Source organism: Methanobrevibacter sp., from assembly GCF_045646045.1.
Classification (GTDB): domain Archaea; phylum Methanobacteriota; class Methanobacteria; order Methanobacteriales; family Methanobacteriaceae; genus Methanocatella.
Map to the genome: position 1 here is coordinate 21,069 of NZ_JAZRJY010000008.1, position 18,984 is coordinate 40,052.

Below are 18,984 nucleotides of genomic sequence, written 5' to 3' on the forward strand. Positions count from 1 at the left end.
ATAATTTTTAAAGTTCAAATACAAAAAGTCCATATGCAGATGATTATTATGGAAGCGAATGAAGATATAGATTTAATTGTAAATCACCCCAAAAAGGCAATTAACAAGTTGGCAGTCCCGATTATTATAAGTAATCTGTTTATGATGATGAACAATATTATTGATGGTGTATGGGTTGGAGGACTTGGTTCCGGTGCATTAGCTGCAGTCGGATTTGTAACACCACTTTTTTTAACCTTAGTTGGATTTGCAAATGGTCTTGGGGCAGGTTCCAATAGTCTAATCGCAAGATGCATCGGAGCTAAAAAATATGAAGCTGCAGGAAACGGCGCAATCCACTCAATGATGCTGAGCATAATAGTGACCATAATAACAACAATACTTCTATTAATAATTATAAAGCCGTTACTGCTTCAGATGGGAGCCGGGGAAGTAATTGAAGATGCTTCAAATTACGGATATATCATAATGACAGGAAGCTTTTCTATCTTCATACCTGCAATGATGTCTGCAATATTCAGATCACAGGGTGAAATCAAAAGGGCATCATATCCGCTGATGTATACGGCAATAATCAACATGATTTTTGATCCGATATTTATTTATGTCCTGAAATTAGGTGTCAGCGGAGCTGCAATAGCTACAGTAATATCTGCAGCAATTCCAATGTTTCTGATGATGTACTGGATGTTCGTCAAAAAAGACAGCTTTTTAAAAATAAGCATGAAAGAGTATAAAAGAGACTTAAACATATATAAGGACATTCTGGTTGTGGGAATTCCTGCAAGCATCGAACAATTTATTTTGTCATTCGTATCTATTTTAATGAATTACTGGCTAACATTGCTTTCAGGAACAATTGCCGTTGCATCATATACTGCAACATGGAGGCTGATTTCAATCGGAATTGCACCACTAATCGGTATTGGAGTAGCAACATTAACAGTGGGCGGTGCCGCATATGGTGCCAGAAATTATAAGAACATGAAAATAGCTAGAAATTATGGTATTAAGCTAGGTTTAATATCTTCCATCATAATCTGTGCTTTCTGCTTTATTTTTGCAGAGCCCCTATCCCACATATTTGCATATTCCGCAAGCAGTGAAATCCTATCTTTAAGAATAACCGAAGCAATTCGAATCCTATGTTTCTTCTTATTGGCGATGCCTTTAGGTGTAATAGCTGGAAACCTATTCCAGAGTATGGGAAAAGGAACAATAGCTTTAGTCTTTACAATTTTAAGGTCATTAATTCTTGAAATCCTATTTGCAGGGTTATTCGGATTTGTTTTAGGATGGAATGATGTTGGAATATATTTCGGTTTAGTCTGTGGAATGGCTGTAGGTTCCATTCTTTCATTCGGATATCTTAACTATTATCTTGTAAAAATAGAAAGTTACTTTAATCCAGTTAAGAATGATTAAAAAATTAGATTTGATTTGAATGGAGTAAATTAAAAATTAATCACTCCAATATTGGGGAAATAATCACCATCCAAGAAGAATCTTTATTCCAATGATGATAAGAATCACACCGCCTATTATCTGGAACTTGTCTCCCAGCCAATTGCCGAGAATGCGGCCAATATATATGCCGACAATGCTGAATGCAAATGCAACTGCACCGATTATCAATGATGAAATCCATATCGGAACATTTAAAAGGGCAAAGGTGATTCCTACAGCAAATGCATCTATACTTGTTGCTATTGCAAGCAGCGTCACTTCCTTGAATGAGAAATTGTCAGTTATTTCATCATCATCTCCTGAAAGACTTTCACGAATCATGTTAAGCCCGACAGCAAGAAGCAAAATAAATCCTATTATCGGTGCAAATGATTGAACAATATCAGATATTGTGCTTACACAGAAATATCCTAAAATAGGCATTATACATTGAAATCCTCCAAAGAACAATCCATAATAAAATATTTCTCTATTCTTAAGATTTTTTTGACTGAAACCTTTTGTCAGAGATACACTGAATGCATCCATTGCAAGAGCTACTGCAATTAAAAAAACAGAAACTAAATTAAATGACATCACTATTACATTATAATTTCATATTATTAAACGATATTGATTCATTATCGGCAATTGAATTATCCCATCAGATTAAAAAATTAATTTAAAGAAAGCAAATATTATTTTTGAAAACAGCTTCTTTATAACATTCAGTTTAATTTCAGGGCCGAAATCGTGGTTAATTAAACCGGTATTTTTCCAGAACTTTTTATCCGCTTCAATGGAATTGTTTGAAACTGCCATGGCTCTCCACACATTGAAAAATATAATATCTCCGAATTTAGGATTGTGCAGCTTATTTGATTCAACATCCTTTCCGAATTTCTTTGCCTCTTTATCTATTTTTGACGTTTCAAGATTTTCTTTGCCTCCGCAGGCCATTGCAATTTTATACACCTTGTTTACTCCCCAATGTCTTAATGTTTCATCAATGTAGGTGGCTACCTTTTTTTGACCGGCACCGGCAGTTGTAACGACAACCAATCCTTTTTTCGTGAAGAATTGAGGTCTGTGGTAAAGATAAGCAGTATGGTCTATGAAATTTTTCAAAAGAGAAGATACGTTCATTGCATAGACAGGTGATCCGACAATAACTGCATCGCACTCTTTTATTTTTTCAACAATGGGCTGAACTTTATCGCGATGAGGACAGCTGTCCTCTCCAATCATTATACAATTCGTACAACCCACACACATTGGAATCTGCTTTTCAATCAAATGGATTTCTTCAAAATCCCCTTCCAGATTACTTATAGCTTGTTTTATAACATCATACGTATTTTTTCTTCTTGGAGAACCGTTAATTATTAAATATTTCATCTAAACACCTAATTGACCTTTCAATACTAGTTTTTCTCTATATTCAAATTTTTTGTCAAATTCATCAACATCATTTTCATCAACATCAAATACATAAGGATTGAAAAATATTCCCCTTTTATTTTTAACTTTGCTTTCATCAAATATTTTTATCATAAAAAAAGGACATTCTTCAGACGTATCTGTTCCATCCAGATACAGATCATAATTTGATGCAGATACAAAATCAAATCTGTGATAATAGTTTTCATCACCAATGACAACAATGAAAGGAATTCCTTTCTTTTCAGCAAGGTTTAAAGTATATTCTATTAGTTTAGACCCCAAACCCAGATTCTGATAATCTTTATGAATAGCAATAGGACCCAATACCACCGCATCTGTTTTTTCATCCCCATAATCCATTGAACCTACAGAATAGTTAATATGGCCTATAATCCTGCCATCACATTCAATAACATAATCCAAATCAGGAATGAAAGAATCATCATCTCTTAAATTATGTACAATATAATGCTCATATGCTCCCGGACGATATACGTTCCAAAAGGAGTCCCTTACAAGATTTTCAACTTCCAGATAATCCTCTTGTGATTCCAGTCTTATCTTAATGTTATTTCCCCCATCATATTTTTACAGAATCGTAAAGCAGCTTAATATGAATTTGTGTCTTTTTGCCAAATTCCACTAGAAATTCTTCATCATCCTGAGGATAATTGACTATAAAATGCTCTATCAACAGAAAGAGACCATAATAATAGAAGGATTCGGCAAGCTGTCTTGAATTGCAATCTGATTTAATCAGTCCTTTTTCTTTCATCAAATCAAAAAGTACAATCCATCCATTAATCGGACCTTCAATTATTGCCTGCTTTACAAATGTTCTGATTTTTTCATTGTGATATGCTTCAACCAAAATGATTCTTGTTATTTTCATCATGTCCTCTTCTTTCAGCCGGTCAATATAAAATTCCAGTCCGAAACTATAGAAATAATCAAAGCCCACATCAAGATTTTCACTTGCCTGAGCTACAGGAATTTCCTCTTTTGTCATTACCCCAATATAATAATTCAATATTGAATCCAAAATTGATTCTTTACTTTTATAATGATTGTAAATCGAACTTTCCTTTATTCCGACTTCTGAAGCAATTTTACGGACAGATACACCATCATATCCATATTTTGAAAACAAATCAATTGAAACGTGAAAAATTTTTTCTTTATTATTCATAACTAACACTTGTTAGTTAAATATTGAACTTAATAGAATATAAAAGTATTGCAAAAAAAATAAAAAAAAGAAGTTAAGGAAATTAAATCCTTAACCTGAAATTGTAACTTTATTTCCAACAGAATAGCCATTATAGGATGAAGTAATGATGTAATTGCCAGGCATTAAGTTGATATTAAGCTTAGCTATACCATCAGCTCCACTTGTACGGGAATATAACACACCATTAATGTTAAATTCTACTTTTTGGCCCGGTAAAGGTTTACCTTGGCCATCCAATACTGTTGCATTGAATGTTGATCCATCCCTATATTTCATAGTCAGATCTTTTGTTACCAAAGTAGACAATACAGTAATGTTGTTTGAAACCATACATCCGTTATAAGTAGCTGTAATTACGTATTTACCAGGTTGTAAGTTAATATTTAATTTAACTTCTCCTGATGCATTGGTTTGTCTGGTGTAGAATACACCATTAATGTTGAATGTTACGTTTTTACCAGCACCGACAGGATTACCAGCATCATCAAGGATTTTAACTACATATTGAGAAGCGTTTCTATAATATTTAGTTAAATCACTGTTGTCAACAATGGAAGATAAAACGGTAATGTTATTAGCTGCTTGTTCACCGGTTTTTGTGTTATATGCAGTAATGACATATTTACCAGGGTTTAAATTAATATTTAATCTAGCAGTACCGTTTTCGTTTGTTTTTCTGGTATATAATACTCCATTGATGTTGAAGTTTACATCAGTATTAGTAAGCGGGTTACCTTCACTGTCAGTGAAAGTTGCATAGTACTGAGTACCGTTTCTATAAATTTTAGTAATATCCTTACCTTCAATAGTACTTAAAATTGTAACATCAGCAGTTTCAGTTAAATTATAACCGTCACCGAGATAGGTTGCGTTAACCACATAATTACCAGCATTTAAATTAATGTTAATTCTTGCTGTACCATTTGCATCAGTAGTTCTTGTGTAGTTTCTACCGTTTATTGTAAAGATAATTGTTTTATTGGAAACAGGATTGCCTAAAGCATCAGTCAATATGAATTCCAATGGTTTTGCATTACCATAGTATTTTTCTAAACCTTCACTTGTAAGGAAGTATTTTTCCATTTTAGGAGTGTTGTTGTAAACTAATGAAGTATCAGGATCATAATCAACGGATGCATCACCTTTTAAATCATTAGCTATTAAGTAGTTATCTTTTACTACAGCTTCAATAGCAGTTACATCAATAGTGTATTCACCCATTACTGAAATGGTATTGTCGGTTATTGTTGCATTACCTAATTTACCTAAAAATGCAGTGGAAGAAGTGTCATTTGATATAATATACATTGTATTATTGTTTACATTTACATCTTTAGAGAATGAGTAAATACCAATTGCAGTATTACCGCCAATTAATATTTTATTTCCTTCAACATTTTCTTCTAATCCAGCTAATTCCATAGCATAAGCATTTTCTGCATAAGCAATAATAGTGTTGTTCACATAATCAGCTGTTACATCACCATTTGACATTGCAGAATAAATTGGATATACAGCACCATTCGCATTAGTTACGAATATATTGTCTTTGACAACACCGCTAGCAGGTCCTTCAATATCAATACCATTAGCATAGAAGTCATCTGACACTACAGTAACAGTATTGTTTTCAACAGCGAAATCTTCACCGGAAATCAATAATCCATAAATATAGGAGTGTCCGTTTGCATTGATTTTATTATTTTTAACACTAGAATTATCTGACTTAATATCTATTGCATAAATGGTATCATAATCTCCAACAACACCATTATATTTTAAATCAATGACGTTACCTTCCATATATAATTCATCAGAATCTACGACAATACCTTCACTTATAGGACTGCTTACCCAGCTTCCATCAGGATTTTGTTTCCAATCAACATAACATGATGGAATAGTAATATTGAAGTTATTACTCTGCACTAATGGTTCAATACAGTCTTTTAAGTTAATCACATTGTTTACAGTATCACCACTGGTGTTACCGACATAAGTGATGTTGTTTTTATATAAACCAATGTCCACACCTTCAGCTAAAACAGCATAGGAATCATCCATACCATTATCTACAACATTTATTTCATTTGTGTTAATTTTAGCAAAACCGTTTTCAGCAACAATACCTCTGGAATTAGAGATAATTTCATTACGTTCAATATCTGCAACAGATCCAATTACATGAATAGCCACAGTCATTGGTTCAAATGAATCGGTAGTTGTGGAGTTTCCTAAGTTTTCACCTAAAGCATTAATCCTATTAATAAAGATATTAAGGTCTTTTGATTTAGCGGCAATACCTGTAGTCTTATTACCCATTACGGTGATAAGATTATTTTGAACATTTTCAGAAGTTCCGCATAACTCCATACCATAAACAATGTCAGACTTAGCAAAAATAGTGTTGTTTAAGTATTCAACTTCCAAGTCTCCACCGTTCATACCGGAGTATATTCCATAAACAACAGAAGGAGATTCAACATCAAAGTAATTATTGCTGACTACAGTATTGGTTGATGCTTCAATTTCAATACCGTTAGCATAATTATCAGATTGGATGATGAAAGTATTGTTATCTACAGCTGAGTCATTAGCCTCAATATATAATCCGTAGATGTAGGAACATCCTACACCAGTAATAAAGTTATCTGAGACATCAACATTTTCTGAATCTTTAATATCAATACAATAAATGGTATCAAATGCACCAATAACACGATTGACTTCAACACCGATTTCATTTCCAATTAACTCTAAATCAGAACAGTTAGTGAATACTAAACCTTCAGAAACAGGGAATTTGACCCAGTTACCGCTTCCTGCAGGAACTTCTTTCCAATCAACAGGACATGATGAGAGAGTAATATTAAAGTCATTATCCAGCACTACCGGTTCAATACAGTCTATTAAGTTAACCGCATTGTTAATAGTATCACCCTCACTGCTACCGATATAGGTTATGTTGTTATCATAAATAGAAATGTCTGAACCTTCAGCTAAAATTCCGTAGGAATCATCCATACCATTATCGAGGACATTTATTTCATTAAGTTCCATAACTAATAAACCGTCTTCAATAACAACACCTCTGGAATTAGAGATAATTTTATTACGTTCCATAAGTGTTTCAGATCCAATTAAATGAATAGCTGCAGTCATTGGAGCGAATGAATCAGTAGTTGTGGAGTTTCCTAAGTTTTCACCTAAAGCATTGATAGTATTATCAAAGATGTTTATATTTTCTGATTTAGCAGCAATACCTGTAGTCTTATTACCCATTACGGTGATAAGATTATTTTGAACATTTTCACTAGTTCCGCATAATTCCATACCATAGACAATGTCAGACTTAGCAAAAATAGTGTTGTTAAGGTATTTAACTTCCAAGTCTCCACCGTTCATACCTGAGTATATTCCATAAACAACAGAAGGAGATTCAACATCAAAGTAATTATTGCTGACTACAGTATTGGTTGATGCTTCAATTTCAATAGCGTTAGCATAATTATCAGATCCAATAATGAAAGTATTGTTATCTACAAGTGAGTCATTAGCCTCAATATATAATCCGTAGATGTAGGAACATCCTACACCAGTAATAAAGTTATCTGAGACATCAACATTTTCTGAATCTTTAATATCAATACAATAAATGGTATCGAATGCACCAATAACACGATTGACTTCTACACCAATTTCATTTCCCCTTAATTCTAAATCAGAACAGTTAGTGAATACCAAACCTTCAGAAACTGGGAACTTGACCCAATTACCGCTTGAAGGAGGAACTTCTTTCCAATCAACCGGACATGATGGTATAAAGATATCAAAGATATTATAATCCACTGCCGGTTCAATACAGTCTATTAAGTTAACCGCATTGTTAATAGTATCACCCTCACTGCTACCTATATAGGTTATGTTGTTATTATAGATACCAATGTCTGAACCTTCAGCCAATATTCCGTAGGAATCATCCAAACCGTTATCAGTAACATTAATCTCATTGTTCGAAACAATAGAAAATGCATTTTCAACAACAATACCTCTGGAATTGGAGTTGATTATATTATACTCAATTAATGAACGAGGAGAGCCAACCAAGTGAATACCGACAGTCATCGGTTCGAATGATTCAGTAGTTGTGGAGTTTCCTAAGTTATCACCTAAAGCATAGATGAAATTATCAAAGATGTTTACGCTTTCTGATTTAGCAGCAATACCAGTAGTCTTATTACCGACTACAGTAATTGTATTCATACCCACATTTTCGTCACTTCCGCATAACTCCATACCATAAGCAATATCTGAATTAACATAAATATTATTTTCTATATATTTGGCCAACAAGTCTCCACCGTTCATGCCGGAGTAAATTCCATAAGCAACAACAGGAGATTCCACATCAATGTAATTATTGCTGATTGCAGCATTGGTTGATGCTTCAATTTCAATACCGTTAGCATAGTTCTCTGATTCTAAGAGGAAGATATTGTTTTCAACATTTGACTCATCAGCTTCAATATATAATCCGTAGATGTATGATAAACCATTACCAAAAATATTATTATTAGTTACATTTACATTTTCTGATTCCTTAATATCAATACAATAAATGGTATCAAAATCACCGACAGCAGAACTGGCGTTAACAGTTACATTATTATTATTTAATATTAAGTCGGAACAGTTAGTGAATACTAAACCTTCAGAAATAGGGAATTTAACCCAGTTACCGCTTGCAGCAGGAATTTCTCTCCAATCAACAGGACATGATGGTATATAAATATCAAAGACATTACCATCCACTGCTGAATCAATACAGTCAATTAAGTTAACTGCATTGTTAATAGTATCGCCAGCAGTGTTACCTGCATAAGTGACATTGTTAAAGAATATACCAATGTCTGAACCTTCAGCTAATATTCCATAGGAATCAGCCAAACCATTATCAATAATATCAATTGTATTACGGTCAATTACAGCCTCAGCTCCTTCAGCAACAATACCGCTGGAATAGGAGTAGATTGTATTACCAAATATGAATGCATTAGAGCCAATTAAATGAATAGCAGTAGTCATTGGAACAAATACATCTGTGGTTGTGGAGTTTCCTAAGTTTTCACCTAAAGCATTGATGATATTATCCTGGATAGCGAGTTCTTTTGATTTAGCGGCAATAGCTGTAGTCTGATTACCTTTAACAATGATTGTGTTTCCAGATACAAATTCATCTGTACCGCATAACTCCATACCATAAACAATGTCTGCAAATGCATTAATTGTGTTGTTGATATATTCAACTTGCAAGTCTCCGCCGTTCATACCGGAATAAATAGAGTATGTAAGATTTGGTGCGCTAGCATAAATTATATTATTGCTGAGAGTAGCATTTTGTGATGCTTCAATTTCAATTGCATTTGCATAATTTTCCTTAGATTCTATCTGGAAACTATTATCATCAATTAACAAACCGTCAGCTTCGACATATAATCCGTAAATGTAGCTATTACCTATAGCAATAATATCATTTCCTACAAATTTAACGTTTTCTGAATCTGTAATATCAACTGCATATAATGTATCATAATCTCCAACGACATCATTAAATGAAATTAAAAGTTCATTATTGGACATAGTAACGTCAGAACATCTATCAATAACTACTCCTTCACTTCTAGGAGATTTAACCCAGTTACCGCTTGCAGGAGGAACTTCTTTCCAGTCAACGTAGCATGATGGGAGGTGTCCATAGATTTCATTATCTTCAATCAATACATCTGATGATGCAGTAACAAAAATAATGTTATTTATTTCCTTACCTGTTGTTTTACCCTCTAAGAAAAATTCACTATCTACTATAGTTAAATTGTTAGCATTTGCTGCGTAAATAACATAAGCATAATTTGGTTCATCTAAAGAATAATCAATATTCATGTTTTCAATAAGGATGTTTGTTACATTGTCCATTAAAATAGCTGAACCCGTAGTTATTTCAGGAGCAACTTCAAGATTCATTTCAAAACCATCTATAGTAACATTATCTGAACTAATGAAAAATGTCATGTCATTTAAAGTTGCATCAATAGCTATAAGAGATAATGGTCTATCAATCATAATTGCATCTACCAAATTATTAAATTCGCCATAAAAGTACAATTCAGTAAAACTGAGGTTTCTGTAATGACCATAGTCATCAAAGAAATTGAAGAAATTTAAAGGAGTGACAATATTGTCCATTGCACTATTGTCGTGTACAGAGTTATTACCATCTGTTTTAACTGCAGCATCTCCTGCGAAGTTAGTAGATTTCAAATTATTTTCTGAAACTTCATTGCCAGTACTTGTTGTTAAATCAATTGCATATTCATCATCAGTTTCAATAACATTCTTTTTAATAGTGTTGTTATTTGATTTAACAGTCATAGAAGATTCTACAACATTATTAGTAAATATAGTGTTTGTAGCACCAGAATTAAGAGTTACTCCACCTGTAGCAATATAATTCTCTGTAAAGACCACATTTGGCTTGGATAATGATAAGGACATCATTTTATTATCTATTACAAGACTGTCTGAGCCTGCAGTAAATGTACCTGTAACCTGATTTCCAGCAACATATGAATTTTCACCGGCAGTGAATGAACATCCTCCTTTTAAAATATTGCCAGTATAGGTGTTATTATATTGGGTAGAAAATGACTGGCCTGCAATACCGCTTCCGCTATAATCAATAGTATTGTCTAAAATTTCATTTTCATTACCTGCAACAACCAATGCCATACACAAAGAGGAATATGTACCGTGAATATAATTGTTTGAAATTATGTTTCCGGTAGGTTCACTACCTGAGTATTTTGCCGGAACATAAGTGGTTATATATACTGCATTTCCACTGTTTCCATTAATGAAAACTTCATTATTTTCAATAGTACAGTAATCTGAATAACCGATGACAAGTATACTTGAACCGGTACCTCCGTTTTCAAAATAGCTGTCTTTAACTGTTACATATCTTGAACCTGCCTGAATACACATGAAACCGGTACCTGATCCGACACCGGACATGTTAGCGACCATATTGATGTTTTCAATTGAAACATCTGAAGCACCGGTCACATAAAAAGCAGAGTTTATAAAATTAATGTCACTTACGTTGGTACCAGATCCGCCAGCTGAAATGTGGAAACATCCGCCAGTAGAATCTTTTTTACCAATTTCATTAAATAACGCATCCTTAGTACTTGAAATGATGTTTACTGGTTTGGTTATGTTTACTTTATAAGCTTCACCAGTGAAAGTACCTTGGAAGTCCAAAGTAGATCCTGCACTGACATTGCTATTCAACTCACCATCAGCAGTGAAATAATTGCTGAATGTTTGATTTGTAATAACAAATGTATCTGCAGCACCTAGGCTTTCATCAATTCCTTGAGAAAGACCAATTTCAGAGACTGATGCATCACTTGCAACAATATCTGAAGTATTATCTGCTGCACTTACTGCATTAACAGCCAAAAGTGCCACCAATACAATAAATAAGCATAAAATTTTTTTATTCAATTTCATGATATCACATCAAATTAGTAAAGAATACTTTAATAAATATTAAATATTCTTTACACTATTATATTTATTTAAAGAAATATATAAAAATTTTGAAAAACCTAAAAAAATTTAGGAAAAATTACCCCATTTCAAAATTTTGTTTTTAAAAAAAATTTAAAACATTAAATAAATAATTTCAAAATCATAATCAACAGAAATGATAAGAACAATTAAAAAAATAGGTAAATTTATTAATTCATCATACCACATATTTAACCATATTATTATCAAAGTTATAATTATTTTTATATTTGTTATATAATTTTCAAATAGGTGATTTAATGAAATCTGAAAGTATTAAATTCAAATTGGATAATATTTACAACTTATCCAATAATTCAAATTCATCCACAGAAAATATTGAAAATGATTATTTATCTCCACAGGAGTTAGAAAAAGAAGCTGATTACTGGAAAAATTATCTTTCAGATATTGAAAATTATGTCATATTTCACAATATCAAATCAGAGGATTATAAAAGTATAAAAATTCAATTAAAAAACGAAAAAAACATTGATTTTTTAAAAAAACATTCCATTTCCCAATTTGAGTTTATAACTGCAATATTTTCATTATATTTATCCAGAATTGACAGAACAGAAGGGTGCCTTTTAAAAACAATAATTTCAGACGATTTATCTTATAAAAATACCCTATTAAAAATCAAATATACTAAAGACACCACATTTATTGATTATTTAAACAAAGTAAAAGAAGTCCTGAATGATGCTGCCAAACATACTAAAATTGATATTGACAAATATGTTGAAGACATATTATCCTATTATTCCATTTATGATTTTGGCGATATGGCAGATATCAGCATTTTAACAGGTAGAGATTCTGCCCTAACGTTGAACATGTACGCCGATTCATTGGAGCTGATTTATAATTGCGATTTGTTTTCAGACATTTACATGAAACACATGGCAGCCAATATTGAATCTTTAATAGCTAATGTGGTAAAGGATTCCGGCCAACATATAAATGAGATAAACATTCTTTCCAGTGATGAGGTCTCATTACTTTCCAAGTACAGCAAAGGAAAGACATTTGAGGTCGATGAAGATAAAACATTATCAAGAGCATTTCGTGAAAATGCAATAGCCAGACCCGAATCAGTTGCAGTTGATGATGGGGTTAATAAAATAACCTACGGCGAACTGGAATACTCAAGCAATTCCATTGCTCATGATTTAAAAAATAATTACAATCTCGGTTTGGGAAGCCACGTTGCTTTGATGCTTCCCCGCAATTATCATTATCCCGAATTGATTTTGGCACTGAATAAAATTGGATCCTGCTTTATTCCAATTGACAGTTCATATCCAGATAAACGCATTGAACACATGCTGGATATCAGTGAAGCAGAATGCATCATTACAACTAAAGAACTTGGAAAATCCCGTGATTTTAAAATCACCACAATCTGCATTGAAGATTTAAGCAATGACAAGGATGTTGAACTGGATATTGTAGGCAATGGTGATGATTTATTAACAATCATGTTTACTTCAGGAACATCCGGCCTTCCCAAAGGAGTACCTTTTTCAAACAAACAATGTATATGGTCTTCTTTTTCCTTTAAACATCTTTTTAATCTGTCACATGACGATGTTTTAGGATGTTATCTCAGTTTCAGTTTCATTGCATCCGTTGTAATCAATGCTTCATTAGTATTGGGAGTCTGTATAAGAATATTCAATGAAAAAGAACAAAAAGACAGCTTATTGCTGATTAAAGAACTTAAAGAAAATCCCATCAATAGTTTAATCTTACCTCCAAGCCTTGGTATTCCAATCATTGAAAATGAAGATTTAAAACTGGATTATCTTGTTTTGGCAGGTGCAAAATTAAACAAACTAATCGAAAAAGAAAGGCACACAAAAATAGTTAATTTTTATGGAACAACAGAAATCGTATTTGCCATTACCAAAATTTATGATTTGAAGGATATTCAAAGCAATAATGTGCCTATAGGAAGGCCGATTACAAATACATGGGTTTATATTTTAGATAAAGATGGAAATCAGATGCCATTAAATGTTCCTGGAGAAATTTGTGTTTCAAGCAGACATATAAGCCATGGATACTACAATAATCCTGAAATGACAAATGAAGTCTTTGTTGATAACCCCCATTGCACATGCCAGGCAAATGAAAGAATGTATCGAACAGGAGATATAGGATTTTATAATTATGACGGTGAAATCGAAATTATCGGACGTGAAGATGACCAGTTATCAGTTAGGGGTTTTCGTATTGAATCTGATGAAATTTTAAGCATAATGAAACAATACGACGAAATTTGCGATATTTATCTTGATGTTGACTATGATAATCTTATAGCATACTACACAGTCAATGACGCATTTGATATTAATACGGTTAAAGAGAAACTGAAAGCTGAATTGCCAAATTATATGATTCCTTCACTTTTTATTGAATTAACAGAAATTCCATTAAATCCAAATGGTAAAATAGACAAATTTTCACTTAAGGAAAATAATGTTGAAATCATTATCGGCGACGATGTAATGAATGTTGTGGCAAATGCTTTCAAAAAAGTTTTACACAGAGATTATGTTTTAATAGATGACGATTTCGTCGCATTGGGAGGAAATTCACTCTCTGCAATGAACCTGCAGATTCTATTGAAGGAAAAATTGGGCGTTGATATATATTCCCAAGACATAATGGAGTTAAGAACACCGGTCAACATTACCAACCACATCAAATATAATCTTGATGCTGACTCATCAGCTGATATCGATTACAGCTTTGATGACTATTGTCCATTATCCGAGTCTCAGCTGAACGTTTATCTGGATGAAATGGTTAATGACATGGGCACTGCTTACAACAATCCGTTCATGATTGAATTCAATAAGCATTATTCCGGTGATGAAATCCGAAAAGCTATTGAAAAATTAGCGGATGCATATCCTGTTTTATCTGCCCGAGTAATACAGAATAATGAAATTTTATCATTTAGTTTTGATGCAAAACCGCAAATCATCAATCAATTTGAAAATGATATTGAATCTTTTGTTCAGCCCTTTGAACTGGAAAAATCCTTATCCCGATTCATGATAGTGGAAAATGATAAAACAAATTATCTGTGTGTTGATTTTCACCATTTAATCGTTGACGGAAGCTCTTCAAACATCATATTAAATAGCTTAGTATCAATTCTGGAAGGCAATGACGTTGATTTTATTGACAATGGTATTTTAAGGCAAATTTCATTTGAAGAACATATTGATTCCGATTATATGGAAAATGCTCATGAATTCTTTGATTTGATGTTGAGTGATGTTGATGAGACATATGAATTATTGCCGTGTGTAAAAACTGATGATGAGAATGATTTCAAGTATAGTGAGACTTTCAACATTGACAATGACAAACTGAACTCTTTTATCAATAATCATTCCATTACTCCAAACCAGTTTTTCTCAAGCGTTTTTGCCTACACATTATCAAGATTTACTGGCTTTTCTAAAGTTTTATTCAATCTTATTGATGACGGAAGAGGTCATATTGATTTATCCAAGTCCGCAGGAATGTTTGTTCGAACATTGCCATTACTTATCGACTGTAAAAATCAAAAAATCGATTCTTTTTTAGATTATTCAAGTAATCTGATTAACTCAGTCATGAAATATGATTTATATCCTTTCAGGATTCTTGCCGGAGAATATGATTTAAACTCAGACATCACATTCCAATATTCCCATGACCTTTTTTACAGTTTAATAAATGAAGAAAAACCGAATTATAAAGTCAGTGAGTTAAAGCATGACGTAATAGGTGATTTGTCATTTTATATCTTCAATGTGGAAAAGGACAAAATGGGAATCCGGATTTTATATAGTGAAAAATTCTCAAAAGACTTTATCGAGCATTTTGCAGAGTCCTATAAATTGATTTTAAAAGAGATAATGGATGCAGATGTTTTATCAGATATTAACTACACTCCAAAATCCGATTTGGATATTTTAAATAGCTATAATCAGACTGAAAATGATTTAAATTATCCTGATGTTTTGGATGCATTCAACGATAATCTGGCTAAATATCCAGACAATACACTTGTATCCTTCAAGGACAAATCATATTCATACAGCGAAGGAGCATTTATTGCAGATAAACTGGCCAAAAGATTAATAGAATTAGGAGTTAATTTACAAGATGCTGTTTCCTTTTTAGTTGAGCGTTCTGAATTATATATGTTTTGTACAATGGGGATTTTATCCATAGGTTGTATCTATGTTCCTTTAGACGATAATTTACCTGATGAACGCATTAAATTCATGTTAAAGGATAGCGGCACCAGTGTTGTTATTGTCAGCGACGAAACTCTTGAACGTGTACAGGATTTAACTGATGAACAAACCATTCTTTTAAATATTTCAGATATTGTCAATGGTGATATTGCTATATTAGATGAATTACCTGTTGTTTATGGTGATTTAGCTTCTATTTTATACACTAGTGGTACTACTGGTCTTCCAAAAGGTGTTAAATCACTAGAAAATCTATTTTGAATGTTTCTGAGTCTTATGTTGGGAGATATGAATTCAATAGTAATGATGTTTTTGGTTTGTTCTCTAATATTGGTTTTGATGCATCTAGTTTCATAATGGGTGCTGTTATAGTTAGTGGTGGTTGTCTTTGTGTAGTTCCAGAGAATATTCTTTTGAATATGAATAAAATGAATGAATATTTCATTGAACATGGTGTAACTCATGCATATATCACTACTCAGGTAGGTAAACTTTATATGCAAACTGTTGAGAATGTTGATTTAGATCTTTTACTTGTTGCTGGTGAAAAATTAGGTGAAGTTAATAGTCCTGAAGATTATTTATTAGTTGATTCATATGGTCCTACTGAAACATTTGCATACGTATCTTCAATTAAGAATTCAGATAAATTGGATTCAAGTTCAATTGGTACATTAAATTATAATATGAAATCTTATGTTTTGGATAGTGAGAGTAGGCGTGTTCCTATTGGTGCTGTTGGTGAGCTGTGTTTAGCAGGATATCAAATTGCTGACGGTTACTTGAATCGTGATGAGGAAACTGCTCATGCATTTATAATCAATCCATTTGATACTGAAGAGTATGGCGTTATGTATCGTACTGGTGATTTAGTGCGCATGTTGCCTGATGGTTCATTGGCTATTTTGGGTCGTTTAGATAACCAGGTTAAAATTAGGGGAAATCGTGTTGAATTGTCTGAGGTTGAATCTGTAATTCGTGATATTGATTATGTTGAGGATGTTACTGTTCAAACTATTAAAAATGGATATAATTATGAATTAGTGGCTTATATTGTAATTTCCGAGGATATTGATGATAATGAGCTTACAAATAATGTTCAAAGACATGTTGGTGAAAATAAACCAGATTATATGGTTCCTTCATTTGTCGTTAAACTGGACAAGATTCCTTTAACAGTTAACGGTAAAGTTGACAAACGTGCTTTGCCTGATGTTGACAGGGAGAGTTTGCATGCAGAATATGCTGCTCCAAGGAATAAAAAAGAAAAAGACATTGTAAATGCCTTTGAAAAAATATTTAACAGAGAAAAAATCAGCATTCATGATGATTTCATCCGTTTGGGAGGAGATTCATTAATTGCCATTAAGCTGTTGTCTTATCTTGAAGAATATGATATTACTACCTCAGAAATTTTTAATTTACGTACTCCAGCAGCTATTGCAGAAAATATTGATGATATTACTTTAGATTTAGACATTTATTCTGTAGATGAAGGATGTCCTTTGAATGGTAATCAGGCCAATCTCTTTGCAGACTGCATAATCAATGACAATTTTGATTTCTACCGAATCCCAAATTACATAAATATTCCTAAAAAATACAGTCTTGAAAAGATACTTGAAGTATTGGATGAAATGTTAAAAGTCCATCCGATTTTAAATATGCATTTAAGTGATTATTATGGAATAAGAGATAAAAAAAGCCTATATACAAGAATTCAGGATAATATAAATGTAATAAAGGAATTGGGAAATTCGGATAGTGATAAAAACGGAAAGGATGAAATTATAAAAATACTTCAAAATAAAGGATGGAACATTAAAAGCATTATTGAAATGATTCCCATTGTGCTGAGACTATTCAAGGGAGAATATCCATACATGGTGAAAGGAACAAAACCTCCTATTTCCATTGAACATAGCTATAATGAAGATACTGTTAAAAATTTCCTTGATGAACCTCTTGATTTATATAACTATTTATCCAGATTCAAAATTGTTGAATTGGATGATTGCTACATGTTGTTAGCCAAATTTCATCATATTATTTATGACGGAATATCATCAAATGTATTTAAACATGATTTTCAGGTTTTACTTGATGGAGGTCGCGTTGATATTGATGATTCCTTTTTAAGATTATCTGCCTTTGATCAGCAGATTAAAGATACAGACAAATATGTCGAAGCGGTTAACTTTTATGATTCAATGCTCAGTGACATCAGTGATGTAAAGGGCCTGATTAAAGATAATTCCTCAGAAGGATTTAGTATTACCACATTTGATTTTGAATTTAACTCTGATGCCATCAAATCATTTTTAAACAAAACAGGACTAAGTGAAAATGCATTATTCACCACCGTTTTTGCATATACATTATCCAGATTTTCAGCAAGCGATAAAGTCTCATTTTCCATGATTGATAATGGCCGCGACAGATTTAATGATTATGATTCCATAGGATTGTATGCGGGCGTTGTGCCTTTATTGATAGAGTGCAAAGACCAGGAAATTGATTCATTCCTGGAATATTCATCAGATATTGTTTATAATGTGTTAAAGTATAATTATTATCCTCTTTTTTTAATTGCACAGAGGTACGGTTTTGATGTTAATGTAATATTCCAGTATGTGCCTAAATGGATTAGCTATGATGTAATTGATGATGAAAACATCGGAATTAACTCTTCAGAAGGCACTGGTGAGCTTATCAATGATTTGCTGGAAAGTACGGACAAACTGATTGCAGAATTTATTGTTCAGATGTTAGAAAATGATGAAAATTATAGCTTAATGTTTGTTTATTCAAATGAATATTCCGATAAAATGGTTAAAGATTTTGCAGACACATATAATTTGGTTTTATCAAATATCCTTAATGCAGATATGTCATCTAAATTAAGCAGCATCTCAAAAAAAGATTTTAATTAATCAAATCCAATATTGTCAAGACTTATCAGAT

8 protein-coding genes are annotated in these 18,984 nt (G+C 32.5%); 3 read left to right on the plus strand and 5 right to left on the minus strand.

The features are described 5' to 3' along the window. The first annotated feature begins 48 nt into the window (after positions 1-48). Positions 49-1,425, plus strand: coding sequence for an MATE family efflux transporter (locus ACKI5C_RS00540; protein WP_407430969.1), 1,377 nt, complete (start codon positions 49-51; stop codon positions 1,423-1,425). 63 nt (positions 1,426-1,488) lie between these two features. Here the strand turns inward: ACKI5C_RS00540 and ACKI5C_RS00545 are convergent, their stop codons facing one another. The 5 genes from ACKI5C_RS00545 to ACKI5C_RS00565 form a co-directional block, all read right to left on the minus strand. Further along, positions 1,489-2,043 (minus strand): manganese efflux pump MntP family protein, encoded by a 555-nt coding sequence (locus ACKI5C_RS00545; RefSeq protein WP_407430971.1) that lies wholly within the window; start codon positions 2,041-2,043, stop codon positions 1,489-1,491. 72 nt (positions 2,044-2,115) lie between these two features. Next, the gene (locus ACKI5C_RS00550) at positions 2,116-2,844 is read right to left on the minus strand and encodes a flavodoxin family protein (protein WP_407430973.1); all 729 of its coding nucleotides are present in this window, start codon (positions 2,842-2,844) and stop codon (positions 2,116-2,118) included. Then, positions 2,845-3,456 (minus strand): GNAT family N-acetyltransferase, encoded by a 612-nt coding sequence (locus ACKI5C_RS00555; RefSeq protein WP_407431005.1) that lies wholly within the window; start codon positions 3,454-3,456, stop codon positions 2,845-2,847. A gap of 13 nt (positions 3,457-3,469) precedes the next feature. Further along, on the minus strand, positions 3,470-4,078 hold the full coding sequence (locus ACKI5C_RS00560) for a TetR/AcrR family transcriptional regulator (protein ID WP_407430975.1): 609 nt from the start codon (positions 4,076-4,078) through the stop codon (positions 3,470-3,472). A gap of 90 nt (positions 4,079-4,168) precedes the next feature. Then, the gene (locus ACKI5C_RS00565) at positions 4,169-11,692 is read right to left on the minus strand and encodes a right-handed parallel beta-helix repeat-containing protein (protein WP_407430977.1); all 7,524 of its coding nucleotides are present in this window, start codon (positions 11,690-11,692) and stop codon (positions 4,169-4,171) included. A 320-nt stretch (positions 11,693-12,012) separates the two neighbouring features. On the opposite strand from ACKI5C_RS00565, the gene ACKI5C_RS00570 reads away from it, so the two are divergent. Then, entirely contained in the window at positions 12,013-16,281 is a 4,269-nt protein-coding gene (locus ACKI5C_RS00570) for an AMP-binding protein (RefSeq protein WP_407430979.1), read from the plus strand. Then, positions 16,278-18,953 carry a condensation domain-containing protein gene (locus tag ACKI5C_RS00575; protein WP_407430981.1) on the plus strand — a complete coding sequence of 892 codons (2,676 nt, stop codon included), beginning with the start codon at positions 16,278-16,280 and terminating at the stop codon, positions 18,951-18,953. Before ACKI5C_RS00570 ends, ACKI5C_RS00575 begins: the two co-directional genes overlap by 4 nt. Positions 18,954-18,984: the final 31 nt, after the last annotated feature.

Excerpts from the sequence above, each read along its gene's own strand:
- ACKI5C_RS00540 (WP_407430969.1), top strand. The coding sequence starts at position 49 with ATGGAAGCGAATGAAGATATAGATTTAATTGTAAATCACCCCAAAAAG.
- ACKI5C_RS00545 (WP_407430971.1), bottom strand. The coding sequence starts at position 2,043 with ATGTCATTTAATTTAGTTTCTGTTTTTTTAATTGCAGTAGCTCTTGCA.
- ACKI5C_RS00550 (WP_407430973.1), bottom strand. The coding sequence starts at position 2,844 with ATGAAATATTTAATAATTAACGGTTCTCCAAGAAGAAAAAATACGTAT.
- ACKI5C_RS00560 (WP_407430975.1), bottom strand. The coding sequence starts at position 4,078 with ATGAATAATAAAGAAAAAATTTTTCACGTTTCAATTGATTTGTTTTCA.
- ACKI5C_RS00565 (WP_407430977.1), bottom strand. The coding sequence starts at position 11,692 with ATGAAATTGAATAAAAAAATTTTATGCTTATTTATTGTATTGGTGGCA.
- ACKI5C_RS00570 (WP_407430979.1), top strand. The coding sequence starts at position 12,013 with ATGAAATCTGAAAGTATTAAATTCAAATTGGATAATATTTACAACTTA.